This window comes from Chryseobacterium sp. FW101-FHT12H09, assembly GCF_058790395.1.
Genome location: NZ_JBYTCP010000003.1, coordinates 39,794 through 66,762 on the forward strand (window position 1 = coordinate 39,794; position 26,969 = coordinate 66,762).

23 protein-coding genes are annotated in these 26,969 nt (G+C 35.2%); 15 read left to right on the forward strand and 8 right to left on the reverse strand.

The window, feature by feature from the left end; translation table 11 throughout:
- Positions 1-7 precede the first annotated feature (7 nt).
- The 10 genes from arsB to xth all read left to right on the forward strand — a co-directional run bounded on the left by arsB (position 8) and on the right by xth (position 11,347).
- The gene (arsB, locus tag AC3WRL_RS10870; RefSeq protein WP_214824778.1) at positions 8-1,042 is read left to right on the forward strand and encodes an ACR3 family arsenite efflux transporter; all 1,035 of its coding nucleotides are present in this window, start codon (positions 8-10) and stop codon (positions 1,040-1,042) included.
- A 79-nt stretch (positions 1,043-1,121) separates the two neighbouring features.
- Entirely contained in the window at positions 1,122-1,511 is a 390-nt protein-coding gene (locus AC3WRL_RS10875; RefSeq protein WP_214824774.1) for a DoxX family protein, read from the forward strand.
- Positions 1,512-1,598: 87 nt separating this feature from the next.
- Positions 1,599-2,672, forward strand: a complete 1,074-nt coding sequence (locus tag AC3WRL_RS10880) for a sensor histidine kinase (protein ID WP_261512270.1) — start codon at positions 1,599-1,601, stop codon at positions 2,670-2,672.
- Positions 2,653-3,354: a LytR/AlgR family response regulator transcription factor gene (locus tag AC3WRL_RS10885; RefSeq protein WP_214824767.1), complete on the forward strand. Its 702-nt coding sequence runs from the start codon at positions 2,653-2,655 to the stop codon at positions 3,352-3,354. Before AC3WRL_RS10880 ends, AC3WRL_RS10885 begins: the two co-directional genes overlap by 20 nt.
- Before the next feature lie 152 nt (positions 3,355-3,506).
- Positions 3,507-6,530: a SusC/RagA family TonB-linked outer membrane protein gene (locus tag AC3WRL_RS10890; protein WP_214824765.1), complete on the forward strand. Its 3,024-nt coding sequence runs from the start codon at positions 3,507-3,509 to the stop codon at positions 6,528-6,530.
- An 11-nt stretch (positions 6,531-6,541) separates the two neighbouring features.
- Positions 6,542-7,978 carry a SusD/RagB family nutrient-binding outer membrane lipoprotein gene (locus tag AC3WRL_RS10895; protein ID WP_214824763.1) on the forward strand — a complete coding sequence of 479 codons (1,437 nt, stop codon included), beginning with the start codon at positions 6,542-6,544 and terminating at the stop codon, positions 7,976-7,978.
- Between the two features lie 218 nt (positions 7,979-8,196).
- Positions 8,197-8,625, forward strand: a complete 429-nt coding sequence (locus AC3WRL_RS10900) for a hypothetical protein (RefSeq protein WP_214824761.1) — start codon at positions 8,197-8,199, stop codon at positions 8,623-8,625.
- 810 nt (positions 8,626-9,435) lie between these two features.
- Positions 9,436-10,059, forward strand: a complete 624-nt coding sequence (locus AC3WRL_RS10905; protein WP_492330269.1) for a DUF3347 domain-containing protein — start codon at positions 9,436-9,438, stop codon at positions 10,057-10,059.
- A gap of 1 nt (position 10,060) precedes the next feature.
- Positions 10,061-10,528: a heme-binding domain-containing protein gene (locus AC3WRL_RS10910; protein ID WP_492330270.1), complete on the forward strand. Its 468-nt coding sequence runs from the start codon at positions 10,061-10,063 to the stop codon at positions 10,526-10,528.
- Between the two features lie 39 nt (positions 10,529-10,567).
- Entirely contained in the window at positions 10,568-11,347 is a 780-nt protein-coding gene (xth, locus tag AC3WRL_RS10915) for an exodeoxyribonuclease III (protein WP_492330271.1), read from the forward strand.
- Between the two features lie 49 nt (positions 11,348-11,396).
- Here xth and AC3WRL_RS10920 read toward each other — a convergent pair whose 3' ends face one another.
- Entirely contained in the window at positions 11,397-14,288 is a 2,892-nt protein-coding gene (locus tag AC3WRL_RS10920; protein ID WP_492330272.1) for an AsmA family protein, read from the reverse strand.
- A 273-nt stretch (positions 14,289-14,561) separates the two neighbouring features.
- Between AC3WRL_RS10920 and AC3WRL_RS10925 the strand changes: the two genes are divergently transcribed.
- The 3 genes from AC3WRL_RS10925 (at position 14,562) to mug (ending at position 17,020) form a co-directional block, all read left to right on the forward strand.
- A complete protein-coding gene (locus AC3WRL_RS10925) occupies positions 14,562-15,467 on the forward strand; it encodes a helix-turn-helix domain-containing protein (protein ID WP_492330273.1) in 906 nt (301 codons plus the stop codon).
- A gap of 75 nt (positions 15,468-15,542) precedes the next feature.
- Positions 15,543-16,379, forward strand: coding sequence for an SDR family NAD(P)-dependent oxidoreductase (locus AC3WRL_RS10930; RefSeq protein ID WP_492330274.1), 837 nt, complete (start codon positions 15,543-15,545; stop codon positions 16,377-16,379).
- A 140-nt stretch (positions 16,380-16,519) separates the two neighbouring features.
- On the forward strand, positions 16,520-17,020 hold the full coding sequence (gene mug, locus AC3WRL_RS10935; protein WP_492330275.1) for a G/U mismatch-specific DNA glycosylase: 501 nt from the start codon (positions 16,520-16,522) through the stop codon (positions 17,018-17,020).
- 10 nt (positions 17,021-17,030) lie between these two features.
- Here the strand turns inward: mug and AC3WRL_RS10940 are convergent, their stop codons facing one another.
- On the reverse strand, positions 17,031-17,681 hold the full coding sequence (locus AC3WRL_RS10940; RefSeq protein ID WP_251040441.1) for a DNA-3-methyladenine glycosylase: 651 nt from the start codon (positions 17,679-17,681) through the stop codon (positions 17,031-17,033).
- A 230-nt stretch (positions 17,682-17,911) separates the two neighbouring features.
- Here AC3WRL_RS10940 and AC3WRL_RS10945 point away from each other — a divergent pair, with 230 nt between their 5' ends.
- Entirely contained in the window at positions 17,912-18,517 is a 606-nt protein-coding gene (locus tag AC3WRL_RS10945) for a hypothetical protein (protein ID WP_492330276.1), read from the forward strand.
- A 39-nt stretch (positions 18,518-18,556) separates the two neighbouring features.
- Here the strand turns inward: AC3WRL_RS10945 and pdxR are convergent, their stop codons facing one another.
- The 6 genes from pdxR to AC3WRL_RS10975 all read right to left on the reverse strand — a co-directional run bounded on the left by pdxR (position 18,557) and on the right by AC3WRL_RS10975 (position 25,825).
- The gene (gene pdxR / locus AC3WRL_RS10950) at positions 18,557-20,020 is read right to left on the reverse strand and encodes a MocR-like pyridoxine biosynthesis transcription factor PdxR (RefSeq protein WP_492330277.1); all 1,464 of its coding nucleotides are present in this window, start codon (positions 20,018-20,020) and stop codon (positions 18,557-18,559) included.
- A gap of 132 nt (positions 20,021-20,152) precedes the next feature.
- Positions 20,153-20,587, reverse strand: coding sequence for a carboxymuconolactone decarboxylase family protein (locus AC3WRL_RS10955; protein WP_492330278.1), 435 nt, complete (start codon positions 20,585-20,587; stop codon positions 20,153-20,155).
- Positions 20,588-20,752: 165 nt separating this feature from the next.
- The gene (locus tag AC3WRL_RS10960) at positions 20,753-21,394 is read right to left on the reverse strand and encodes an FMN-dependent NADH-azoreductase (RefSeq protein ID WP_492330279.1); all 642 of its coding nucleotides are present in this window, start codon (positions 21,392-21,394) and stop codon (positions 20,753-20,755) included.
- A gap of 21 nt (positions 21,395-21,415) precedes the next feature.
- Positions 21,416-21,862: a DoxX family membrane protein gene (locus AC3WRL_RS10965; protein WP_261512288.1), complete on the reverse strand. Its 447-nt coding sequence runs from the start codon at positions 21,860-21,862 to the stop codon at positions 21,416-21,418.
- A 383-nt stretch (positions 21,863-22,245) separates the two neighbouring features.
- A complete protein-coding gene (locus tag AC3WRL_RS10970) occupies positions 22,246-24,417 on the reverse strand; it encodes a S9 family peptidase (RefSeq protein WP_492330280.1) in 2,172 nt (723 codons plus the stop codon).
- Positions 24,418-24,430: 13 nt separating this feature from the next.
- The gene (locus AC3WRL_RS10975; RefSeq protein WP_492330281.1) at positions 24,431-25,825 is read right to left on the reverse strand and encodes an aminopeptidase P family protein; all 1,395 of its coding nucleotides are present in this window, start codon (positions 25,823-25,825) and stop codon (positions 24,431-24,433) included.
- 187 nt (positions 25,826-26,012) lie between these two features.
- Here AC3WRL_RS10975 and AC3WRL_RS10980 point away from each other — a divergent pair, with 187 nt between their 5' ends.
- The gene (locus tag AC3WRL_RS10980) at positions 26,013-26,891 is read left to right on the forward strand and encodes an AraC family transcriptional regulator (RefSeq protein ID WP_492330282.1); all 879 of its coding nucleotides are present in this window, start codon (positions 26,013-26,015) and stop codon (positions 26,889-26,891) included.
- Positions 26,892-26,969: the final 78 nt, after the last annotated feature.

Here is a 26,969-nt window from a genome sequence, read left to right on the forward strand (position 1 = left end):
CTATACCATGCAACCAAAACTAAAATTTCTTGACAGGTTTCTTACTTTGTGGATATTTCTTGCGATGTTTTTAGGAATCGTTTTAGGCTATTTATTTCCTGCCACTTCAAATATGATCAGTTCATTATCCATCAGAACAACGAACATTCCTTTGGCGATCGGTTTGATTATAATGATGTATCCACCATTGGCAAAAGTTGATTACTCATTGCTGCCAATGGTATTTCGGGATAAAAAAGTAATAAGCATTTCGTTATTACTGAATTGGATCATTGGTCCTGTTTTAATGTTTATACTGGCTGTTTTATTTTTGAGAAATGAACCTGATTACATGATAGGCTTGATCCTTATTGGTCTGGCGAGATGTATCGCAATGGTCCTGGTCTGGAATGATCTGGCAAAAGGAAATCGTGAATATGCAGCATTATTAGTCGCATTAAACAGTATATTTCAGGTATTTAGCTACAGTTTTATGATCTGGCTGTTCATCAACATACTTCCTGAAAAATTAGGTCTTGCCAATTTTAATGTCAGTGTGTCTATCCGGGAAGTAACAGAAAGTGTTCTAATTTATTTAGGGATTCCTTTTATTGTCGGTCTTCTAAGCCGTTATTTCCTTACAAGATTAAAAGGAAAAGAATGGTATCAGAGAAAATTCATAGCTAAAATATCTCCATTTACATTATATGCCTTATTATTTACCATCGTACTTATGTTCACCCTTAAAGGAGATAAAATAGTAGAACTCCCTATGGATGTGATAAAAATAGCTGTTCCCCTGATCATCTATTTTGTACTGATGTTCATGATGAGCTTTTTTATCAATAAACTATTGAATATTCCTTATGACAAAAATGTATCCGTCGCATTTACCGCTACAGGAAATAATTTTGAACTGGCAATAGCGGTTTCAATAGCTGTATTTGGGATTCATTCTCCACAGGCATTTGTTGGGGTGATTGGACCATTAATTGAAGTTCCTATTTTAATATTATTAGTTAAGATAAGTTTATGGCTAAAGAAATATAGCTATAAAGTATAAAACATCATTGGTATACATTTCAATGTTGTTGCTATATAATGTAAAACAATTATTTTTCCGATTCAATATTTTTGGGGTCATGAAAAAGAACTTCTACCTCCGTTTTGCATTATCCGTTATTTTACTGATGCATAGTGTGTTTTCTATTGTTAGTGGAGACGTCAATAATTTCGGTCTCCACTTTCTTAATACGATAGGATTCAGTCCATTGGGGCTTTACCTCGCCTGGTCAGTTAAGCTTACTCATCTTTTATCGGTTCCGTTGCTTTGGATAGATAAATATTTAAAAACTGTGGCAGTCGCCAATATTTCAATTTTTATTCTTGGGATTATTTATGTCCACTGGCAGAATGGGTGGTTTGTAGTAGGTGGTGGAAGGAATGGGGTGGAATTTAATTTCCTGCTTATTTTCTGTTTTTTAAACCTTATATTTCCTGAAGTTTCTTTCCAAAACAAAAAAAACAGGTAGTTGGTATACAAATGGGTTAATTTCGTAGCCTTTCTATTTTTATATTTGATTGAAAGATATTACTTTGTAGTTTTAAATCGTATAAAATTGAAGTCTACCACAAAATCAAAACTATATATTCATTTACTCTTTTGGATATTCTATTATATTCTGGAAGCGTATCTTGATTTTTATTGGTCCAGATATCAATTCCCTGATTTCAAATGGCAGATAAGGCTTCAAAATACAATGATCCTTGAACTGATCTATTTTCTGGTTAAAATTCCTCTTGCCTATTCTTTACTTTATGTTTATGAAAAGGTTGATATCAATAAATTTTCCAAATACTTCCTGTCAATCATTATCGTAATCATTGCGGTATTAGCCCACCGCTTTTTTACACACTATGTTATTTATCCTTATATCTATGGGGTCACAGAAACTCTGGATGGTAAACAGCCTTCTGGCTTCATCAATGGTCTCGTCGCCTTTAATTCATTTATGGATCTTATTTTTATGGTAGGTCTGGTATTTGGTATTGAAATTACACGGCAGAAAAATCTTCTTAAAGATCAGATATCTATGCTTAAAGCAGAGAAGCTTGATCAGGAACTAACCATGCTTAAAGCACAGATCAATCCACATTTTCTTTTTAATACACTCAATAATATCTATGGAATGGCACTTAAAAAAGCTGATGAAACGCCGGATGTAATTCTACAGCTTTCAAAAGTAATGCGTTACAATATTTATGAGGCCGCTGAAAAGAACATCTCTATTGAAAAGGATATTGAAAATATAAAAGACTTTATACAAATCCAGAAAATCCGACACCGTCACCTTTCTGTGGATTTTAGTGAAGCTATTGATAATCCTTCTCAGGAAATCTCACCACTGATATTGATCCAGTTTGTTGAAAATGCCTTTAAACATGGTGTTTCGGAAAGTCTCGGAAATTCATTCATCCATATTGACATTCAGCTGAAAAACAGAATTCTTTATTATTCTATTGAAAATTCCAAAGAAGAAAGATCAGGTGAAAATTCAACCAAAATAGGATTGAAAAATATTCACAGGCAGCTTGAATTACTCTATCCAAAACACACCCTTCAAGTTGAGGACAAAAGTGACCGTTATATTGTAAAACTAATGATTGATTTCAATGACACACTCAGCATCTAAAAAATACAACTGCATTATTGTAGAAGACGAACCGATTGCAGCAGAAATTCTTGAAAACTTTGTTTCCCAGGATAAAGAACTGAATCTTGTAGGAAAATGCTCTGATGCCGTTTATGCCAGCAGCCTTTTAAGCATCCACGATGTAGATCTTATGTTTTTGGATCTTAATCTTCCGGTGATAAAAGGATTTGATTTTCTGAAAAAATTAAAAAATCCACCGTTTGTTATTGTTACCACAGCTTATCATCAGTATGCTGTAGAAGGATATGAACTCGATGTTACAGATTACCTGATGAAACCTATTCCTTATAGCCGGTTTCTTACAGCGATTGGAAAATTTAAACATTTAATGGAAGCCGAAGAGGCATTACTAGAAATTGCAGATCGTGATTTCATTTTCATCAACAGTGGGAAAAGGCAGATAAAAATAACTTTATTAGATATCTTTTATATTGAAAGCTTAAGAGAATATATTAATATTCATACAAAGGCAGAGACTTTTACCTTCAAAATGCCGATCAGCAAAATAGAAGAAAGTTTAAATCCGAAAATGTTCGTCCGTATTCACAAGTCTTACATTGTTTCTAAATCTAAAGTAGAAGTAAAGTCGGCGAACATGATGCAGATTAACGGCAAGAAACTTCCTATTGGCAGAACGTACAAACCTTCCATAGAATTTTAAACCCATTAAACACTTATAAAACACCTATAAAACACCTGAATATCGGGTGTTTTTATTTTTAGTAGACCTCATACCGTTGTTGATATTGTTTTTTTGACATCGTCTTAACAATTATTGAATTTTGATTAACAATAGTTAAAAAATCAATAATTATGAAATATCGATTAAAGCTTCTAAGTGCGGGTGTTGCCTTTTTTATGGGTCACGATTTGCTTTTAAGTCAGGAAAAGCAGGACACCATTAAAACCCAGGATATAGAAGGTGTAGTGGTTACTGCCTTAGGAATAAAAAGAGAAAAAAGGTCCCTTGGATATTCGACACAAGAGGTAAAAGGCGATGATATCAGTAAGAATCCAACCACCAATTTCCTCAATAACCTTTCTGGAAAAGTAGCAGGTCTTGAGATCAAACAATCCACCAATTTTGGAGGCTCCGTAAATGCAGTATCACGAGGATATAAATCTATTCTGGGTGATAATCAGGCACTTTTTGTAGTTGATGGAGTTCCCATTATCAACAGGAATATCAATTCTACATTTCAGCAGAATGGTGGTGGGGGATATGATTACGGAAGTCCTGTATCCGATATCAATCCCAATGATATAGAAACTGTAAATGTACTGAAAGGTGCTGCAGCAACAGCTTTATATGGATCAAGAGCTCAGAATGGAGCTATTATTATTACCACAAAAAAAGGGAAAAAAAACTCGAAAGGTATAGGTCTTGAATACAGTGGAAGTTTTTCTGTTTCTACGGTTGATAAATCTACTTTCCCTGAATATCAGACACAATATGGACAAGGATATTTAGGAAACGTTTTTGGAATGTATCAAAATAAACCAATTGCACCTTTTTATTATGATGCTTCTTATGGAGCACCCTATGATCCCAATCTTATGGTCTGGCAATATGATGCATTCATACCTGATTCCCGTAATTTTGGTAAAACGACACCTTGGGTAATGGCTAAAAATGGACCGATAACATTCTTTGATAAAGCAATCAATCAAACGAATAATATTGCTTTCAGTGGTGGAGATGACCGGACAACATTCAGATTAAGTTATTCCAATACCAATGCTACAGATATTCTTCCCAATTCCTCTTTAATGAAAAATAATTTTAGTGGTAATGCATCCTACAAACTGATGGATAATCTTACGGCTACTATCTTCGCCAATTATATTACACAAAGTACAAAAGGAAGGAATGCAACGGGCTACACGGATAATCTTATGGGCAACTTTCGTCAATGGTGGCCTACAAATATTGACATTCAATACCTGAAATATTTGTATGAAACATTTGATAAAAATTACACCTGGAATATAAAATCTCCAACTAATTTGTCTCCTGCTTACTGGGACAATCCATATTTCACGCGATATAAAAACTATCAGAACGATAAAAGAGACCGTTTTGCAGGGAATTTCAGTCTTAATTATGATCTTTCTAAAAACATCAATATACTGGGCAGGGTAGGTATAGATGGATATAATATGATGATTGAAGAAAGAAGGGCTGTAGGTTCTGTTCCTGCATTTTTTAGCTTTAATACCATCGAGCAGCCATCAGGATATGCAGTTACCAATCTTCGTTTTACAGAAACCAATTATGACCTTATCGCTACCTACAAAAAGAACATTAGTGAGGATTTCAATATTCAGGCACTAATAGGTGGAAACATCAATGTTCAGTCCAATTATTCCAATGCCCAGACCACCACAGGTGGACTTTACATTCGTGATCTTTATACGATTTCCAATTCGGCGGCTACGGCAGCAAAACCAGTGATCACCGATACTTCAAAATATATTTATGGAGCTTTTGTTCAGGCTTCTTTGGGATATAAAAACACCTATTATCTTGAGGGAACTTTCAGGAGGGATCAGTCCAGTTCATTACCAAAAGGAAAAGAAGCTTATTATTATCCATCCCTTTCGGCAAGTGTGGTATTTTCTAATTGGCTGAAACAAAAATGGCTGACCTTTGGAAAGGTAAGAGCAGCCTATGCAGAAGTAGGTTCGGATACGAATGCTGATCAGTTGAGAAACAGGTTTATCGTACAATCTTCTTTTGGAAACAGCCCCGTTTATTCTTATAATACTACTTTAAGAAATGCTGACCTTCTTCCTCAAAAATTAAAAAACCTGGAGGTTGGAACCAATATGCAGTTTTTCAAAAACAGGATAGGCTTTGATGTTGCATGGTTCAGAAATATTGCATTTGATCAGATTCTACCACTTCCGATTTCTTTATCCAACGGATCGGGAAGTAAAATTCAGAATACAGGAGAGCTCACTACAAAAGGACTCGAGGTATCTTTAAATATAACTCCTTTAAAATTCAGTGATTTTGCCTGGGATATGTCGTTGAACTGGTCTAATCCCATAACTAAAGTTACTGCACTTCGGGAAGGTATTGAAAATATTACCATCGGAGCTTTACAGGGCGGTATATCCATTAATGCACCTCTTAATGAAGATTATGGAAGCATCTGGGGATCTGATTACGTTTATGATCCCAATGGAAACAGGATCATCGGAAGAAATGGAGCATATCTACATACCGACGATACCAATCACAATTTTGGAAGTTTCCAACCTGATTTTTTTGCAGGATTAAACAATTCTTTCACCTATAAAAACTTCAATTTAAGTTTTCAGATCGATTGGAAGAAGGGAGGCAATATATTTTCCCTGGATCAGTATTATGCTTATGGAACAGGACTACATCCTGACTCTGTAGGGCTGAATGATTTGGGAAATCCTATCAGAAATACCCTTGCTAATGGTGGAGGTGTAGTTTTACCCGGAGTAATGGAAGATCCCAATAATCCCGGACATTATATTCCTAATACAATTCGTCTTGATCGTTCTATTTCCAGTCAGTTTCTGGAAACAGATCCACCGGCGGCGGCATTTGTTTATGATGCCAGTTTTATAAAACTTCGCCAGGTATCAATTTCTTACACTTTTGACAAGAAATTTTTAGGCAATACCGGAATTCAGAGCCTTAGTCTGGGCTTAGTAGGGAGCAATCTTTGGATCATTCATAAAAATCTTCCTTATGCAGATCCTGAAGCAGGGCTTTCGTCAGGTAATATTCAGGGATATCAATCCGGAGTGATGCCATCTACAAAGAATTTTGCATTCAATCTGAAAGTTAATTTTTAAAAACTATGACAATGAAAAATACAATTATAATAAGTTCTTTAGTATTACTATTGGTAAGCTGTACATCGGATGATGTAAATATGGATCCTCATGCTACCTATAATACGATACCCGAAACGCTGATTACTTATGCGGAAAAGGAATTAAGTGATTATATGACTACACCGAATGTTAATGAAAATAATTTTAGGTTAACCATGCAATATTGGCAGGAAACAACCTATGTGAATGAAAGTAATTACAATTTTACAGCAAGAAATGTCTCCAATAATGTTTGGGGAGATAATTATGTAAATGTTCTCAATAACCTTAATAAAGCAAAAGAACTGATCGAGCAGTATCAACCGGTCCCTTCAGAACTGAATACCTGGCCAGCTAAAAAAAGAAACCAATTAGCAATTATTGATATGCTCTCAGTTTATACATTTCAAACCTTAGCAGATACTTTCGGAGATATTCCCTACAGCCAGGCACTTAATAACAATCAATATCCACTTCCTGTTTATGATAATGATACGGAGATCTATGAAAGCCTTATCAATCGTTTGAAGGTCGATATAAACAATCTCGAGGAAGGACAGGGAACATTCGGACAGGGAGATATCTTATATGGCGGAGATATTGGAAAATGGAAAAGATTTGGAAATTCTCTTCTGCTGAAGCTGGGGATTTCTATTTCCGATGTAAATCCCTCCCTTGCTCAATCTACCATTAATAAAGCTATTTCTGGAGGAGTCATGATCAGTGAATCTCAGAGCTGCATATTCAGGTATCTGGCTGAATCTCCTAACTTTAGTCCTATATTTGAGAATGTTCTTAATAATAACCGGGATGATTTTTTTGGTGGAAAACCATTCGTCGATTTTCTTAATGCGACTTCAGACGCAAGGGTATCCAAATATTTTCAGGACGTAGACGGTATTTATATAGGTCAGGTCATTGGTCTACCCGGAGAGTTCTCCAGCTTTTCTGCTCCCGGAATTTTCGCATATAAACAAGAAACCCCTGGAAATCTCCTTACTTATACTGAAGTTTCTTTCTACCTTGCTGAAGCCGCTGCCAGATTTGGAATTGGTGGAAACCCCGAAGTACTTTATAAAAATGCTGTTCAGGCTTCCTTTCTGGAGTGGGGCTTTACAACGCAGAATGCCCTGGACTACCTTACTGACAATCCTTACAATGCAGCAAACTGGAAAAAATCGATTGGTGAACAGGCTTGGGTTGCCATGTATAATCATCCGGTAGTATCCTGGAATTTTTACCGCCGATTGGACTATCCAGCTTTACAGGCACCACCAACAGCCATTAATAATGCTGGTGGAAAAGTACCTGTAAGATTACAGTATCCAGGGCTGGAAGCAACAACCAATGGAACCAACTATTCTAAAGCCGCTGCTGCGATCGGTGGTGATAAACTGACAACAAAAGTATTCTGGGACCGAAATTAAAGTAAGCCTTTAAAATATCATAGTCTTTCTTCATATATATTATTTTCAACTGTGATTTTTTGCCTGCATTCTGGTGCAGGCTTTTTAATTATACATAAAATTCTTTTGTAGACGTGATTTCTTTGTTTGTAGATGTTTTTTCCTAACGTTTTAAGATTTACCCAAATTTGAATCAATAATTAAAGAGTATATAATAATTAATAATAAAAAGCAGACTTATGAGAGCAATGAGAATCCAAAATTGGGTGTACAGATTTTTTCTAATCCTTTTTGTAGGAGTATTTTTTATCAGCTGTAAAAATGACGATGGAGAAGATTCTAACCCTATGACAGATCATAGTATAGATGTAGTGCTTGGTACATTTAAAGGAACACTGAATTCAGGCGGCCAGGATTATTTTAATGCCATTGTCATGGTTTCAAAAGTCGACGATTCCCATGTTAAGGTTCAGGCCAAAACCAATGAATCTTATTCATTTGTAACCACCAAGACACTAACTGCAGTAAATACTCAAGGAGTAGGGGTTGTGGGTAATAATAATGAGGGAAGTATCGACTACCTTATTTCAACGAAGGCTCTCATGGTAAGCACTCAAAAAACTTCTGAAACGGATAAAATATATCTTTTCCAGGGAACAAAACAGTAAAACAATATATAATTTAGTTTTCCCATTACGGGATCGTAATGGCTTAATGAGTACAAACTCTTAAGCCATTTTTTATTTATATATGATCAGCTTGTAATGGAAGTCATAATAGCCGTTGATTATCCAAAGAAAATATTTCATTAAGTGAAGTCAAAATGAAAAAAAATATTAATTTTGCCTGGAATGTTTCAGCACAAGTTTATATCAATTTTTATACTATTGGGATTATTTTTTATGCCAACGCAAATATTTGCCTGTGGCCTGAAATCTCATTCAGTAGAAAAATCACGTTGTGAGATCAGCATTTCAAAATCTACGCATAAAGATCACTGTAATTCTTGTGGTTCAAAAAAATGTTCCGGGAAATGTAAAAATCCTTTATGCAAATGTCCCACCTCAAATCCAAATCCAACTTTATTAAATCAACAGGAGTTCAGTTTTTTAAGGTTAAAAGATTTTAATTCTATTTTATTCTCATCTCATGAAACTACAGTTTCTAAAGGTTTCCAATCTATTTGGCTAATCCCTAAAATAGTTTAATCCCCATATTTACAGCCCAAATTATGTTCTTTTGGAAGTCATTTCAGTTTTAATTTATAATTGAAACAATAGAGATATTTCTATTGTTATTAAAACAATGAAATAAATATCAAATAAGAGCTGATACAATTTCAAAAAACATATTGGAATCCAGACAAAGGAAATCGAATTCATGAAGGTAAACTGAAAAAATTCGATAAAAAATAATTTAAAAGTCATGCTATAGAAGTAATGACATTCAACAATTTTAATCATAGAAATATCAACATAATGAAAAATATATTCTTATCAATCATTGCAATGACAATAATAGCTTTAGCGTTATCATCTTGTAAAAAATCAACAAATAAAACTCCTGATCAAACTTCCGAAACTGTAGAATTACAGTTAAAGGAAAATAATAAACCCACTGAATTAACCAAAACAGAAGCGGGAAAAACCGTCGTAGAAAAAGATATAAAAAACTTTTCTATTGATCCGATCATTAGGGACTATTTAATTCTAAAAAATGCACTAGTAGCTGATAATGATCAGGCTGTAGCTAAAGCCGGAAAGCAACTGTTTACAACTTTGAGGAATGTAAATATGAAGGCTATTCCCGCAGATAAACACAAAGAATATATGGATATCGCCGAGGACGCCAAAGAAAATGCCGAACACATCGGAAACAATGCCGGAAAGATTGATCACCAGAGAGAACATATGGCATCATTAAGCAATGATATAGCTGATCTTATAGCGGCATTTGGAACCACACAAAAATTATATCAGGATCATTGTCCGATGTATAATGATGGTAAAGGTGCGATCTGGATCAGTGAGACAAAAGCAATTAAAAATCCTTATTACGGTGATAAGATGCTTACTTGTGGTTCCGTAAAAAAGGAATATTAAAATGAAAAAAGGAGTAAAGATACTGGCAGCAATTGTTCTGCTTATTTTTATTGCTCTACAGCTTTATCAGCCTGTCCCAAATATGGATAAGGGGCAGGTTTATAAAACCGATTTTATGGAAGCACATACTTCTATACCAACTGATGTAAAGGCCATACTGAAGACATCATGCTACGACTGTCACAGTAATCATACAAACTATGAATGGTATGATTATATACAGCCAACCAGAAGTTTTGTAGATAATCACATCAAAGATGCAAAAGAGGATTTGAATTTTAATGAATGGACTACCTATTCCGGTCGGAAGCAGAAAAGATTAATTACTTCAATTAAAAAACAGATTGAAACTAAAAAAATGCCTATGTCTTCCTACACATTTATTCATAATGATTCTAAGCTAAGTGATCAACAAATAAAATTATTAACAGATTGGCTGGCAAAGCAGGAAAATAAGCTGATGGAATAATTTTTGTCTTCAATAAACCTCAATAACATATACAATACCATGAAAATAGCAACTTACAACGTCAATGGAGTTAATGGACGATTACCTGTTTTACTTCAATGGTTAAAGGAAGCCCAACCGGATATTGTCTGCCTCCAGGAGCTGAAAGCTCCCCAGGAACGTTTCCCAATCAATGAGATCAATGCCGCGGGATATGAAGCGATCTGGAATGGGCAGAAAAGCTGGAATGGAGTAGCGATACTTTCAAAAGGCTATGAGATTACAGAAGTTCAAAGATCCCTACCCGGAGATCCTGAGGATATACAGAGCCGTTATCTTGAGGCAATTATTGATCAGATGGTTATCTGCTGTTTGTATCTTCCTAATGGCAATCCATATCCGGGACCCAAATTTGATTATAAGCTATCATGGATCAAACGTTTGAAAAAACGAACAGATGAATTAATAAAAATGGAACTTCCTGCGATTATTATTGGTGATTTTAATATCATTCCAACTCCATTTGATGTCCATAAACCTGAACGTTGGGAAAATGATGCCCTGTTCAGGATTGAAGTAAGGAAAGCATATGAGGAGCTGCAAAAGAAAGGCTGGCTTGATTCTATAAGAACTTTATTTCCTGAAGAAAAGATCTATACATTTTGGGATTATCTCTATAAAGCTTATGATCGAGATGCTGGAATTAGATTAGATCATATTCTACTGAGTCCTTACTTAGCGTCAGGATTAAAATCCGGGGGCGTTGATAAGCATGTCCGGGGCTGGGAAAAGACTAGTGATCACGCTCCAGTCTGGATAGAATTGGAGAAAGATCAATAGAGTAATTTATTTATAGGAAGCGTCTGCAAATTTAATGCAGACGCTTCTTTTATTTTTCTTTAAGATCTTTTTTAATTTGTTTTTCTGCATTTTCAGCTTTCTTTTCCTGAGCTTTTTTTTCTTTACGCTGTTGTACGCGGGATTTTTTCTCGGCACGCCTTTCCTGACGAATCACTTTGTTGGATTTTGTATTGTACAAAGCATCTACAATTCCCTGTCCTGTTTTACTGAATATTTTTATTTTTGGGTGATCATGGGTTCCTGTTACAACAACCGGAAAACCGATCCATCCACCAGGCGGAAGACCAACCCTTACCCGTAGATCCAGCAATCCATTGAAACTGGTAGTCCCACTAACGGAAGGTCTTAGAACAGAGACTTTAAAAGTGAACTTATCAACATGGATCAGGTTATTTTTAATAGCAGTTTGAATATTCACCCCTTTCATATCGGGATTATTAAAAGCATTAGCTCCAACTTTATCGCCGATTACTGAAAACATTTTAAGGTTTTTCACCTCTACATTGCGAAGATTTACAATACCTCCACCTTCCAATGAAGGATAAATCGGAGTCATATTTTTGTCAAAATCGCCTTTCAGCTTATAATCAATTGATACGATTCCTTTTACATTTTTGGCAGCAGTGGCCATCTCCCTAACCATATCAATTTCTTTGTATGCTCTCTGAACATCAAAATCCTGAATCTTAAGCGCTACATCGTAATTGGCCGTTAATGGAGATTCATCCTGATAACGGGCATCAATATTCATCCGGCTTCCTATGATGTTAAATGAGGTGTTTTTAAGATAAACCTGTCCTGTATTTACAGAAGCCAGCCCCTGAAGCTGATTAAGGACTAAACCTTTAAATTCAACCTTTTTCGCATGAGCTTCTAAAGAGACATCGAGATTTTTTGGAATAATTACAACACCACTGCTTTTAGGATTTTCTACTTTTGCATATTCAACTTCAATAGATTTATCGGTATTATCTCCATTTTTTAAAGCCATAAATTCATCAATTAAAATATAATTGGAATTCAGGTCAAATTTTCCATGTAGGGTTCCTTTTCTTTCAATAAAATAATTAATTGTATTCAACAGGTAGCCATTTAATGCAAAATCAGATTTACCATAGGTGGCATTAAATTTTCTGAACCACATTTTTTCATTTTCAAACTGAAAGTTCCCTTCTTTGATATAGAATGATTTCGGCAAATATTCTGTAGTCGCTTTTATATTTTTCAATATTAAAGTTCCTCTGTTATCTAATTTGCTGTACTGACCTGTTGTTGCATAACTCTGTCTTCCATTAAGAGAAAGATCAGCCATAATGAGCCCACTTACATCAAACCCTTTTTTAGCAAATACTTTATAGATCCTACCCACATTTAAGACTCCTTTTGCTTGTACTTTATACAGTAGATCTTCAAAATCCTGCAGATCAGCAGTTACAAAAACAGGATTTCCTTCAAAATCAAAACTAAAAGGATTCAGTTTTACTCCCAGACTTTTAAAAGTACCATCTGTATTGTTGATATTAGCAATAAGATTGATATTCTGAATAGGGTTGGGGTAGTAGTTTGTTTTCAACCATCCATTTTTCAGATGAAGATATCCATTGGTTTTAGGAAATAATTTTTTATCAAGGCTGAAAATTCCGTTGGATTTGATATTGGTATCCATAAGCCCGCGCATATCGATGTTTTTCAATCCCAGTGCCTGATCCAGTGTCTGAAGATCGACAGCACCTTTTATATCTGCATTTACCTGCATCTCATTTAGGCCTTTTGTTCGTACAACAGCCCGGAAATTGTTATTCCTGCCGAGATCAAAACTTAGATTTCTAAGATTTAAATTCAGCTGTTCTGTATCTAATGATGGCAGGTCTACATTGAGATCCATATTAAGGTTATTCATAGGAACCGGAGCTTTTCCATTAGAAACAAAACCATCTTTTACCAGAAGGCGTGCTTTTAGTCTGGGTTTTAATTTTTTAGGCTCGCTAAATCTTCCTTTCAGACTAAAAAACAAATCACTGTTACCTTCTATCTTGGTATCTTTTGCCCAATCCAGATATTGCGGTGGCAATACAGAGATCATATCACGGATCGTTGTTTTCTCAGAAGATGCATTAATATCAAGGTTATATCCATCTTTTAAAATACTTAGAGAACCTGTAAATTCTAAAGGGAGATCATTGATCTTTAATTCGTTTTTTCTTAATACAAAAGTCAGTGCATTCGTATTGATCCTCGTTATAAGATCAGCACGCAGGCTCTTTTGTTTAGCATAATATATTCTGTTAAGGGCAAAGTCAACTTTATTAATTTCAAGGTCAGTTTTCAGGTCAAAAATATCTTTGCTAAAACCTCCTTTACCAGTATAGTTCAATCCTTTAGCATCTACCAAGACTCTTGCAGAATGATCATTATATTTTATATTCCAGTTTCTGAATTTGATGAGATCCAATTTTATAGAAGCACCTTCTTCTGTAGTATCTTTAGGCTTTCCGGAAGGTTTAGAAACATAAACATTGTAATTAGCCTCTCCTTTACTATTGACAAAAACATTTGCGTACGCATCTGTTACATAAATCTCATCGATCTTAATTTCACGATCAAAGATCAGGTTCTTCAAATTGATTCCTACTGCAACTTCTTTTGCGGCGAGTAGGGTATCCTGTTGAAAAGGTTTGGAACCTTGTAATAAAAACTGATCTACAGAAACGGTAAGCGATGGAAAGTGTCTGAAAAATGTCAGATGTGTTCTTTTATAATCAAGTTTCCCTGCGAGATGTTTATTTGCAAATAATTTTACCTGCTGAGATATTGTCCCGGGAAACAATATAGGAATAATGAACATCAGGAATAGAATGGACACCACTGAAATCCCAGCCCATTTTAAGATCTTCAAAATTATTTTTTTAAACTTTTCCATAAATAGATAATTTTGATTTGAACAATATTTATTACCTACTAAAGCGGCAATTAGTTAACAGTCATCTAAAATTAAGCCATTTATCATAATATTTTTTGTCAATTTAAAATAATAGATCATACAAACTATTAAATTATAATCCTAAAAACGCAGTCTTTTAATTGATAATAAGTATAAAATCAAACCTTCAAAACTAATTGACATTATCCATTAAATTTAATAAGAATAGCCTATATTAGTAGAGGTAGTTTTCATTTGCCAATACGATAAGTCATGGAAAAATCAATAGAATCGCTTGAAGAATTTTACAGACATAAACTCACGAATGTTTCGGAGGGTTTAAGAAAAGACAATGATCAGTTTAATATTTTCAGTATTGAAGAAAATAGCATTAACGGTATATCATCACCTGCTTATATACGCCGGAATTTTTATAAGATCATGCTATTTAAAGGTAAAAATATATTCCATTACGGAGATAAAAGTATTCCCATTGAAGGGGATACCTTGTTGTTTTTCGATCCTAAAACACCTTATACTTATGATCCTGTTGAGCCAGGAAGTAAAGGATGGTTTTGCGTATTTAAGCAGGAATTTTTCCATACCAGCCTTCGCATCAATCTAAGTGATCTCCCTTTATTTTCAATAATAGATCATCCGGTATTTAAACTTAAGCCTGGGGAAGCAAAAGAGATACAGTCAATTTTTGAAAAAATTATTAAAACAATTGATACAGATTATATTTATAAATATGAATTAATTAAAAGCTACGTCAGTGAACTGATCTATTTAGCCATGCAGCTGCATCCAAGTGAGGAGGTTTTCCATCATCCTGATGCAAGTTCTCGTATCACCACTGTATTTAATGAATTACTGGAAAGGCAGTTTCCGATAGAATCGAAAACACAAAGGTTTGAATTGAGATCTCCAAAGGTTATAGCAGATCAACTTTCCATTCATGTCAATTCCCTCAACAGGGCCGTTAAAAATGCAACAGGCCTTACAACGACTGAGCATATTTTTGAAAAACTTACTGCAGAAGCAAAAGCTCTTTTAAAACATACGAATTGGAATATTGCAGAGATCAGTTACGTTCTAGGATTCGAAGATCAGGCTCATTTTAATAAATTCTTTAAAAAACAAACCAATATCAGCCCATCAATTTTCCGCCAGGTTTGAATCTGACAAAAAATGGTTTTTATACAACAAAATAAGAGCCTATTTCTACATCTACCTTTGTATAAAAATAAAACAATGAGTAATACAAAGGTTTGGTATATAACGGGAGCATCTAAGGGAATGGGATTTTCATTAGCTAAGCAATTATTAATAAAAGGACATCGGGTAGCGGTAACTTCAAGGTCTGTTAATGCTTTTGAGCAATTTTCAGAATATGGAGACAGATTTCTTCCACTAGAGGTTGATCTTAAAAATGAAAGCTCTATAGCAGAGTCATTAAAAAAAAGTTATGATACGTTTGGGCGATTAGATGTTGTTGTAAATAATGCCGGCTATGGACTCGGTGGGGCACTTGAAGAGCTTACAGGAGATGAAATAAAAGATAATTTCGAAGTTAATTTCTTTGCAGTTGTTAAGGTCATTCAGCGGGCTTTACCGTATTTGAGAAAACAAAAATCCGGACATATTATTAATATTTCATCAATTGCCGGTTTTGCTCCAGGATTAGGATGGTCGATGTATTGTGCCGCAAAATTTGCAGTTAGTGGTCTTTCTGAAGCATTAGCAAATGATCTTAAACCTCTTGGAATACATGTTACCAATGTTCTACCGGGTTGGTTCCGAACAAATTTTGCCAATGAAGATTCAATAGCCTACAATAAAAATCAGATAGAGGATTATAATTACCTTCGTGAGTATCATCATAAAATGAACAATATGAGTGGAACTCAACTGGGAGATCCTGATAAGATAGCAGATGTATTCTTAGAATTAACCAACAGTACTATGCCTGCAGTGAATTTATTTCTAGGAAGCGATTCTTTTATGAGAGCCAAAAGTAAGATAGAACTGCTCAATTCAGAAATGGATCGTTGGAAAGACAGTTCATTTTCTACAGATTTTTCTGGATAAGAAAATAATCCATATCCTCTATATAGCTTATAGAGGATATTTTATGCAAAACGAATGGGAAATAAATTAAAATTTCTAAATTGCTCATTATAATACAATGAAGATCATCTGTATAAAACAGTTTACTATCTACTTCTAAAATGCTAACAGATATTATCACCAACAACCTCACCGTTATTTTTTGTGGAATCAATCCCGGTTTAAAATCCGCAGACGATGGACATCATTTTTCCGGAAGAAGCAATCGCTTCTGGAAAGTTCTTCATAAATCTGGTTTTACACCCTATGAGATCGAAGCTATACATGATACCAGTATTATAGATTTTGGATATGGACTGACGACCGCAGTTGCAAGGGCAACTTCCCGCGCAGATGAACTTTCAAAAGAAGAATTCGACCAATCCCTTGAAACTTTTAAAACAAAAATAAACAAGTTTCAACCAAAATATATTGCTTTTCTGGGTAAAGCAGCCTATAAAGCTTTCTCAGGAAAAAAGGAAATTATGTGGGGACAACAACCTGAATACCTCTGTGGTGCACAAGTCTGGATACTCCCTAATCCCAGCGGCTTGAACAGAGGGTTTAGTCTTGATGACCTTGTTAGGTCCTACGGTGAATTCTATCAGGTAATTTCACATTAAATTCTCCTGATTATCCCTTATTGGGTTTACTTACATATGGATTGCCTTTAACAAAAAAGCGCCAGGGCAGAAGTGCATCTTCCTGAGCATAAGCAACTCCAATACGTGGTCCTTCTATAATTTGATCAGATGTATATCGGATCCCGTGATCTTCAATCCATATCTCCTCTCCGGATAGATCTTTTTTATTAAAGGAACGATCAATTCCCAGAGCTTTAGCCGCAGAACCAGGACCTGATGTAATAGCAGCTTTAGTAAAAGGCATATTTCGTCTCAGTTCCATGATGTCTTTTCCTACCAACGGTTCAACAGCTCTTATCAATACAGCATGCGGTTCATCCTTAACAGAGGTTACAATATTAAAAAGATGATGAATGCCATAGCATAGATAAACATAGGAAATACCTCCTTCGTGATAGAGGATTTCGGTTCTGTTGGTGCGTCGTCCGCCATATGCATGGGAAGCTTTATCCAGTACTCCAAAATACGCTTCAGTTTCTACAATGATACCTGCCGTTATCTCATCATTGATTTGGGTAAAAAGTATTTTTCCCAAAAGATCTTTAGCCAGAAAAATAACATCTTGATTTTGATAATAAGAGTATTGTAATTTCATTTCTATGTCACATTCAAAATTTTTACCCGGACCTTTATCTTTCATCTCAATGGTATTGATATCATACAAAAGTACAAATTTAGACTCCCTAAAAGTTATTTAAATCAAATATGACTATATCATTATAGTTAAATAAATCCTGAGACAGATCAATTAAATAGAGCACTAAGTCTTGTAAACAAAATGGATCTTGTGGGTCAGCACCTTTCTTGAATCTGGGACAGATCTTCGGCCACCGAACAGACTAATTTTGCATTATAAATCAGTCAATATTTATGAACTTCCCAAATAAAATATCATCTTTTTTTCTTTTGATCCTGCCAAAGTCTTTAGTAAAAATAATAGCATCTTTTCTTATCATAAGTATTCCTTCATTAGCTCAGGCTCAGCTTGAATTATATGCTAAATTTAACCAGGATGGATCTGTAAATCCTGTCATCAACTACAATGGAAGCAAAAGGATCAATGACCAATTTTCCCTTGTCTTTTTCGGCCTGATTCGTGAGCAGTGGAGCCAGGCTTTAATTGGACTTTCATATACGCCTACCAGTTCAATTCGATTCTCAGCAACTGCCGGAATCGAGCATGGTCAGAGCTCACCACGGTATTCAGCGAGTGTGTGGTTGAAGAAAAATAAAACAACATTCCTGATTCTTGGAGAGTTGGGAAGCGGACATGAAAATTATCTTTATAAGATTAATATGTTTCATGAATTTTCCGAAAAATTCAGCTTGGGTGTTATGGATTGGCGCTATCACGGTCTTGGACCTAATGTACGATATACGATTCCTAAACTTCAAACTACGATCTGGGTGATGCCCGCTTATGATCACGAACAAAAAATATTCAGGAGTATTGTTGGCATCAGTGTTCAGATGTAATCGTAAAATTTACTTGCTAGGCAATCCATAATTAGTGTATTAAATACTGTTTCGTAGCAACTCTAAGGATCGTTCGATCTCCTGCTCATTAAGTGATGCAAATCCCAGTCTAAGACCGTTTGGTATAAATACTTCATTGTTGTAAAACGAACCATCAGCGATTTTTAATCCATTCTTTGCCGCCGTTTGTGAAAGATCGGGTAGGTGTATAGCTTTATCGAATATGGACCAGACCGCAAGCCCTCCTTCAGGAATTTTAAAGGTTATAGCATCATTGAAATTGGTTTGAAGAATCTCACAGAATAAATCCCTGCGCTGTCTATACATTTTCAGAGACTTACGGAAATGCCTTTCCATTTCTCCATTCTCAAATAAGGACGCAAATGCTTCTTCCAATAATGAGTCTCCCTGTTTATCTATTAACTGCCGTAATGACGATGCAGCTTCTACAAAAACAGGGTCAGCAACCATGAAGCCTATTCGGAGAGCTGGAGCAAAAGTTTTTGTAATGGATCCGATATAGATGACATTCCTGTTGTGATCTATACTGGCTAAAGGGATATAAGGTTTATTATTGTAATGAAAATCGAAATCATAATCGTCTTCAATGATGGCAAAACGGTATTCTTTGGCAAGCCTCATCAATTTCAGTCTTCTTTCCATGCTCATGGTTACAGTGGTTGGAAAATGATGGTGTGGAATAATATAAACAGCTTTAATTAACGTATGCTTTAGAACCTCTTCCAGAAAATCGATATCCATTCCGGAATGATCCACAGGAATCCTTAAAAGATTAGCTCCTACATATTTGAATATCTCATCTGCGGAACGGTAATTCGATACTCCAACAGCAATATGATCTGAGGGTTTAAGTAAAAGCTGAGTGGACAGATAAATACCCATCTGACTACCCTTTGTAATTAGTAAATTCTCAGGATTAACCGTTAATCCCCTTGTATTGGCAAGGTAACTGCTTAAAGCATTACGAAGATGTTCTGAGCCTTTTGGGTATCCATATTTCAAGAAGCTTTTTCCATAAAACTTTTTAGAAATGCTTCGATATTCCCGCATTAAAAGATCAATTGGTGTCAATCGTACATCAGGAAATCCATCATCGATCGTTAAAACGGAATGCTGGAAATTGTCACTTCCTTTTCTTCCCAGAAAAGGGTTTGTCCAAATAAATGATTCCCCTGGTTTATTGGAAATTTCAGTAGAAGCATTTCCTTTATTCTTTGAAACAACAGGTAATTTAGAGAATACAAATACCCCTTTACGTTCTATAGACTCAGCCCAACCCTGGCTTATCAGTTCTTCATACGCTAATTTCACTGTATTCCGGTTAAGCCCAATTAATTCGGAAAGCACACGTGTGCTGGGTAATACATCTGTAGGTTGAAGTGTACCATTAGTAATGAGGTTGATAAAGCTGTTACATAGCTGAACATAAAGTGAGACACTCGAATCTCTGTTAAGTTGTATCAGTGATTTATAGGGTAGCATGCTGGATTGATTTTTAGGATTAATAAAACTTTAAAAAGCTTTAGCAGATAGAATATCATATAAAAAAACTGCTCCATATTTTTCATAGGAGCAGCGATGATCTGTATAAATGATCTGATTAAGATTACGAACTTAAGCCGGAATCAGCTGTGTTGTAATGCCTATTCTGTTCCATGCATTAATTGTTATTATAGCAAGGATAGCCTGAGCCAGATAACTTTCTCCTAAGGCTTCTAACGCACCTTGGTAGGTTTTGTCTTTTACATGGTTACCAATCAAAGTCACCTCTTCTGTCAAAGCCAATATAGCACGTTCTTCCTTAGTGAAAAACTGAGTATCACGCCATGCATTAAGTGCATAGATACGTTGCTCGGTTTCACCGGCTGTGCGTGCTTCCTTAGTATGCATATCTATACAAAATGCACAACCGTTTATTTGTGAAGCTCTGATCTTAATTAAATCTTTATGAGTTTTCGTTAATGGAGTGCTTTCAATGAATTTTTCAAGACCTAAGATTGCTCTGTAACCTGCTGGTTCTACTTGGTCGATTTTAATACGTGTTGCCATTTTATTATTTAATTTTATAATTATTATTCTAATACCTCTCAAATATAGAAAGTTGCATTAATTTCATAGGTCAAAGGTAAGGTGTTTTTGGATGGTGTTTATAGACCAGATTTTAAAAAATATACAGCCCAGATGATACAAATGAACGCGAACTTTGTAAATCTGCTATTTGATTTCACTATGAATCAAATGGGCCAATTGGTCGCCCAATTTTACTATTTCGCCAGATAACTCATCATTTTTCCGCTTGGTTCCATTGATAGCGAATTCATGAATATGATCGATTCCCATGATGCCAAAAACCATTTTTAAATATTTGCTCTGGAAATCCATATGTTCATTTCTTTCTCCTTCTCCATAGCCCTGGCTTCCTCTGGAGAATAAGAGAAAAAGGGTTTTATTCTTAAGCATACCCAAGTATCGTTTGTCATTCTTTTCTGGATTGGTAGTAAAAGTTTCATTGAAACGTAGGATTTGATCAAGATATGCCTTTAAACTACTTGGAATAGACCAATTGTACATTGGTGTTGCAAGCACTATAATATCTGCTTCCTGTAGTTCCTGAATATAAATATCACTGGATCTCAGAATCTCAAGCTCTTCATCATCTCTTTCCTCTCTCTTCTTTGAATCAGCTTCAATCCACCTTTGACTGATATGTGAAACTTCAGTTTTTGCTAAATCCCTGTAATTGATTGGGTAAGTTTGACTTCCATTTTTCAGGTGTCTAATAAAAGTATCGCTGAGATCTCTGCTGAATGAGGTTTCTATATTGGCACTTGCATTGATAACAAGAATTTTTTTCATCACATTCATATTTGGAAATAATTAGCTCTCCTTTTTCTTTAACAGGTTATCCAAACTCCAGTTGTAATTCGGCATACGTGATAATAAGAAACTTGCTGTAGTTGCTGTAAAAACTCCAAAATTGATTGGCTTTTGTATTCCTACAGAAAAGATCATAAATAGAATAAATGTTAATGTAAGCAACGAAGCCCCAAGTGCGGCGTATTTTGTTTTAAAACCAATAATCAGAAGAATACCAATAAGCAATTCCGATACGGTAGCAATACCACCCATAATATTCACCATAGGTCTGTCTAAAAATGGCATTAGGGTAGTGGTATAATTAATAAAATTTTCCCAGTTTCCCCATTCAATATTTCCGGTACCGGGAGCACCTAAAAGTCCTAATCTGTCAGACACAGGAGTTAAAAATGTAATTCCCAATGCACATCTTAAAAGAAGCTGCGGGATTTTAAATGAATCTTTCATAAGTATTGTATTATATTGGCACAAAAATATGAACTCCCTGAACCTCTTTATGCACCCAGATTAATCAAATTGTATGGCCCAGATGATTTGACATCCGTACTAATTTCATCATAATTAAATAGATTCTCACTAAATTTGGAACATTAGGCTAATCTTCTTTTCTATTAAAATAACGATGTTATGAAAGGCTGGCTATGAGAAGAGATTTGAAGTAAAGCAATTGGATAAAACAACAATGAAAATCATTATGCAGGTATCTGAAAGTCACAGAGGACATACAAGCCGTGGAATTTGGACGCTGGTGTTTAAGAGAAAATAGACAATTAAAATAAGAAATAGTCTTAAATAAAAAATCCCACATTACTGTGGGATTTTTTTATCTGTTATTTTGCTCCGGGAGGGCAGTGTTCTTTTAAATATTTTGTAAACAATGTTGCTAGGTGCAGTGATGTTCCTTCTCCTTCACTAATGGAGTGTGTTCTGTTAGGGTAGGACATCAGCTGGAACTGTTTATTGTATTTTACCAGTTCATTGACATATACCTCTGTATTTTGGTAGTGTACATTATCATCTCCTGTTCCGTGAACCAATAAAAGATTTCCTTTCAGGTTTTTAGCATAAGCGAGGGGAGAACCATTCACAAAATCTTCTCTGTTTTCCTGTGGAAGTCCCATATATCTTTCCTGATAAATATTATCATAAAATAGTTGATTCGCTACCGGAGCAATTGCTATTCCCGTTTGGTAAATATCCGGATACTGTCCTAAAAGATTCAGTGTGGAAGAACCTCCGCCACTCCAGCCCCATACGGCAACTCTGGAAGTATCTACATAAGGCCATTTAGCAAATAAAGCTTTAGCTCCCATTGCCTGATCACGAATATTAAGCTGTCCTATTTTACGGTAAACAGATTTTCTCCATTCACGTCCTCTCGGTGCCGGTGTTCCACGGTTTTCAAGAGAAACATATAAATACCCGTCCTGAGCCATATCACCAATATATAAACCATTCCAGCCTGTATAGAAGCTATCTGTTACTGTTTGTGCTCCAGGTTCTCCATAAACCGTGAAAACAATCGGATATTTTTTATTCGGATCAAAGTTTTTAGGTTTTACCACCCATCCATCCATCGTCACCCCATCCTGTGTTGTGATCTGGAAAAACTCTGCTTTAGATTTTGAAGGATCTGCTTTTGCAGAGTTTTTTGCGGCTACCAATTCTTTATGATCGGGAAGTGATATCACGGCTCCAACTGAATGTCCGCTGACGCTGCTATTATTAAACATCGCCAGTTTTCCATTGGGTGATATTGCATATTTATTAGAGCCTGGATAAGCTTCAGGCGTTATTCTTTCTGCCTTTCCTCCGTTCATGCTCACTTTGTATAAATATTCCTGAGTAGCATTTTTTGGTGACGCTAAAAAGTAGATCAGCTTATTAGGAACATCAAAAAACTCTGGCTGTATCACATCAAAAGCATCTTTTGTAATTAATGTTTCTTTTCCGTTCATGTCTATTTTATAGATATGTCTCCAGCCGTCTTTTTCAGATAACCACAAAAATTCTTTACCATTATTGATCCAGTCCCATCCGCTAGGGTCATTGTCGTTCCAACGGGATTTGATATCAATCCATGCGGGATCTGTTTCAGTATAAATAGTCTTACTGCTTCCAGAATTGGCATCAGCAACAACAATCTTACTTTGATTTTGTTTTCTGTTCAGCTGTTGCAGGATAATGGATTTGGAATCCAATACCCATTCCATTCTTGGGATATAGTTTTGTACTTCATCGCCTGCAATATTGGCCTTCTTTGAAGATTTAGCGGCTAAATCGTACAACCAAATACTGCAACCAGAGGGATTTTCTCCAACTTTCGGATATTCTACAGGAACGGTAAACGAATACAGACTATCTGTATTATTGATCATCAGGAAATTTTTAGTGCTGCGTGCATCTAATTTCCAGTAAGCAATTTTACTTCCATCCGGAGACCATCTGAAACCATCCTGAGTACCAAATTCTTCCTCATAAGCCCAGTCGAAAGTACCATTAATGATTCTGTCAGTACCGTCATTGGTAATTTTACTTAACTGATTGTTTGAAAGATCTTCAATATAGATATTGTGTTTAGATACATAGGCAACCTTTTTACCATCCGGAGAGAACTTTGCAAACATAAGAGAAGATTCTGGTAATCCCTTTCCAAGCTGTGTAAGCCTTTTACTGTTTTTATTAAAAATCCAGTAATCACCGCGTGTATTATCCCGCCAGACTTTCTTAGTATTAGCAAAGAGTAATAAACTTTTCTCATCCGGAGATACCTGAAAACTCTGTACTTCTAAAGCTTCAGAACTTCCGGAAGGAATTAATTCGCTGTTACCTAAAAAAGACTGATTTTTTCCGGGATTCAGTAAATCAACGATTTCGATCCCATTTTTAGTAAAAGAATAATAAGCGTTACCATCAGGTGTCCATTGTGTTTTTTGTGCAGCAATTGGCGATAAACACAAGAAGTATAATGCAATGTAAATTAGTTTTTTTATATCTTTCATATAAGGTATTTAATTAAGCTAAATGTTCTGTTCTGTAGTTTTCAATTTCCGCAACGGTTTTAATCAGACCATTTCCTAAAAGCCTGTATCCGTCATTGGTGATCAGGAAGTCATCTTCAACGCGTACTCCTCCAAAATTTCGGTATTCATTTACTTTATCATAATTAATAAAGTCTGCATTTTTATTTTCAGCCTGCCATATATCGATCAATTCCGGGATCAAATAAATACCCGGTTCAACCGTTACAACAAATCCCGGTTCTAACGCTTTCCCTAAACGCAGAGATTTAAGCCCGAATGTTTGGGTATCCTTTGGTTCTTCTTCGGTATATCCTATATACTGTTCGCCCAGGTCCTCCATATCATGAACATCCAAGCCCATCATATGACCCAGCCCACATTGGAAAAATAAAGTATGAGCATTATTTTTAACGGCTTCTTCAGGGTTTCCCTTCATTAATCCCAGGTCAATAAGACCTTCCACCAGATATTGGGAAGCTTTTAAATGGATATCCTTAAATTTTACTCCAGGTTTCAAAAGACGTTGCGCATTCTCAAAAGCGTTTAAAACAACTTCATACATTTCTTTTTGTTTGGTAGAAAAAGTAGTATCTACAGGGAATGTACGCGTTAAATCACCAGCATATCCCATTGCTGTTTCAGCTCCGGAATCATTAAGGAAAAGATCTCCACTTTTCAAAGTATTGAGGCGATAATGATTATGAAGTATTCCTCCATTTATAGTAACAATGGGTGGATAAGACATTTGACATTCTTTATTTGCAGCAAGGTATTGAATAGCATTTGCTATTTCATATTCTTTAACACCTGGTTTTACCATACGCATTGCTAATAAGTGCATTTCATTAGATACATTGATAGCCTGTTCTATCTGTTCTATTTCCTGAGCTTCTTTTACAGAACGTTGTTTTACGATTGCTTTGATCATTTCAACAGAAGGCTGCAATTCTGCTATTTTAATTCCAAGAAGTTCACCCAATAAAATTTTATTGGAAGACTGGTAGGGAGGAAGATAATGTACCTTTCTGTTAGAAGCCTGCGCTTTCTGAATATATTTAGAAAGTTCTGTATAGGGTAAAGTTTCCTGCACACCGGATTTTATACTTTTCTCTTTCAGTGTTTCCTGTCTTCCCATCCACACAATATCATCAATACTTAATTCATCCCCGAAAATAATGGTCTTATTTTCATCAATGTCAATAACTGCAGCAATCCTTGGTTCCTGAATTCCGAAATAGTATAAGTAAGTACTGTCCTGACGGAAATAATAAGGATTGTGTTCAAAGTTCACAGGATTTTCTATATTTCCCAAAAACAATAAAATTCCACTGCCCATATTGGCTTTTAGTGCGGTTCTTCTTTCTTGATAAGTTTGTGCTGAAAACATATGATAAATACTTTTATTTAAAGGTTTAAAGTTACAATTTTGTACTATTTATGATGGGTTTGTTTATAAAAAATAAACAATATATAAAGTTGGGATTTTAATATGATATTCAATGTTTATATTTTGCTTAAATTCGGTAATATTTTAACATATTATATTCTCCACTAACATAAAGTATTAATATTATATGAAAAGTCTCCAGTTTTCAGTTCCTGCCAATACCAGTAAAAGCATTCGTATTCAGGAAGATATAATGACTAATTTTTATCCTTATTTTCATCGTCATGATGAAACTCAGATCATGTGGATTGTAAAAGGTCACGGAACATTGGCCATCGAACAAAGCCTTTTTAATTTTGAAGCTGGTGATATTTTCTACCTAGGATCTAATCAGTCACACGTCTTTAAAGCAGACTTTAATAAAGATGAAAAGCATAAAGTTCATTCGGTATCCATTTTCTTTGATCCTTATAAAAAGATTGCCGGGGTTTTTGATCTACCCGAATTTGAAGAGCTTAAAAATTTCATAACTCATTCGGAATTTGGATTTCAAGTATCACATGAATTAAAAGCCGAAATAGGCAATGAAATCAAAGAATTACAAAAATTAATGGGTATTGATCAAATCATAAACTTTGTAAAGATCTTAAGCCATCTGATGCAAAACAGACATTTACATATTCCCTTATCTACAGGAAAAAATTTACCCAGTCATATTTCTGATAATGATAAACGGATTATAAATGCACAAAACTATATCAAGAAAAATTTTGCCGAAAATAAGCTGACACTTGACAATGTTGCAAAAGAAGCCTGTATGACGCCACAAGCTTTTTGCAGATCTTTTAAAAAACGTACTGGCATTACTTATATTGAATATCTTAATGATTTACGCGTACAACGTGCATGTAAGCTCTTAACATCTTCAAACATGTACAATATCTCGTCTGTTGCTTTCAATAGCGGATTCAATAGTCTGACTAATTTTAATCGTGTTTTCCGGATGATTATGAAATACTCACCTAAAGAATATCTGAAGCGATATAAAGAAACAATTATGGACTAAATTCGTAACGTGTTAAAATATGGTCATTATCCATTAAAATATTAACATTTATGGATTTAAAATTCCGGTAGTTTTGAA

Coding starts and splice junctions, on each gene's coding strand:
- arsB (WP_214824778.1), top strand. CDS start 8: ATGCAACCAAAACTAAAATTTCTTGACAGGTTTCTTACTTTGTGGATA.
- AC3WRL_RS10875 (WP_214824774.1), top strand. CDS start 1,122: ATGAAAAAGAACTTCTACCTCCGTTTTGCATTATCCGTTATTTTACTG.
- AC3WRL_RS10885 (WP_214824767.1), top strand. CDS start 2,653: ATGACACACTCAGCATCTAAAAAATACAACTGCATTATTGTAGAAGAC.
- AC3WRL_RS10890 (WP_214824765.1), top strand. CDS start 3,507: ATGAAATATCGATTAAAGCTTCTAAGTGCGGGTGTTGCCTTTTTTATG.
- AC3WRL_RS10895 (WP_214824763.1), top strand. CDS start 6,542: ATGAAAAATACAATTATAATAAGTTCTTTAGTATTACTATTGGTAAGC.
- AC3WRL_RS10900 (WP_214824761.1), top strand. CDS start 8,197: ATGAGAGCAATGAGAATCCAAAATTGGGTGTACAGATTTTTTCTAATC.
- AC3WRL_RS10905 (WP_492330269.1), top strand. CDS start 9,436: ATGAAAAATATATTCTTATCAATCATTGCAATGACAATAATAGCTTTA.
- AC3WRL_RS10910 (WP_492330270.1), top strand. CDS start 10,061: ATGAAAAAAGGAGTAAAGATACTGGCAGCAATTGTTCTGCTTATTTTT.
- xth (WP_492330271.1), top strand. CDS start 10,568: ATGAAAATAGCAACTTACAACGTCAATGGAGTTAATGGACGATTACCT.
- AC3WRL_RS10920 (WP_492330272.1), bottom strand. CDS start 14,288: ATGGAAAAGTTTAAAAAAATAATTTTGAAGATCTTAAAATGGGCTGGG.
- AC3WRL_RS10925 (WP_492330273.1), top strand. CDS start 14,562: ATGGAAAAATCAATAGAATCGCTTGAAGAATTTTACAGACATAAACTC.
- AC3WRL_RS10930 (WP_492330274.1), top strand. CDS start 15,543: ATGAGTAATACAAAGGTTTGGTATATAACGGGAGCATCTAAGGGAATG.
- mug (WP_492330275.1), top strand. CDS start 16,520: ATGCTAACAGATATTATCACCAACAACCTCACCGTTATTTTTTGTGGA.
- AC3WRL_RS10940 (WP_251040441.1), bottom strand. CDS start 17,681: ATGAAAGATAAAGGTCCGGGTAAAAATTTTGAATGTGACATAGAAATG.
- AC3WRL_RS10945 (WP_492330276.1), top strand. CDS start 17,912: ATGAACTTCCCAAATAAAATATCATCTTTTTTTCTTTTGATCCTGCCA.
- pdxR (WP_492330277.1), bottom strand. CDS start 20,020: ATGCTACCCTATAAATCACTGATACAACTTAACAGAGATTCGAGTGTC.
- AC3WRL_RS10955 (WP_492330278.1), bottom strand. CDS start 20,587: ATGGCAACACGTATTAAAATCGACCAAGTAGAACCAGCAGGTTACAGA.
- AC3WRL_RS10960 (WP_492330279.1), bottom strand. CDS start 21,394: ATGAAAAAAATTCTTGTTATCAATGCAAGTGCCAATATAGAAACCTCA.
- AC3WRL_RS10965 (WP_261512288.1), bottom strand. CDS start 21,862: ATGAAAGATTCATTTAAAATCCCGCAGCTTCTTTTAAGATGTGCATTG.
- AC3WRL_RS10970 (WP_492330280.1), bottom strand. CDS start 24,417: ATGAAAGATATAAAAAAACTAATTTACATTGCATTATACTTCTTGTGT.
- AC3WRL_RS10975 (WP_492330281.1), bottom strand. CDS start 25,825: ATGTTTTCAGCACAAACTTATCAAGAAAGAAGAACCGCACTAAAAGCC.
- AC3WRL_RS10980 (WP_492330282.1), top strand. CDS start 26,013: ATGAAAAGTCTCCAGTTTTCAGTTCCTGCCAATACCAGTAAAAGCATT.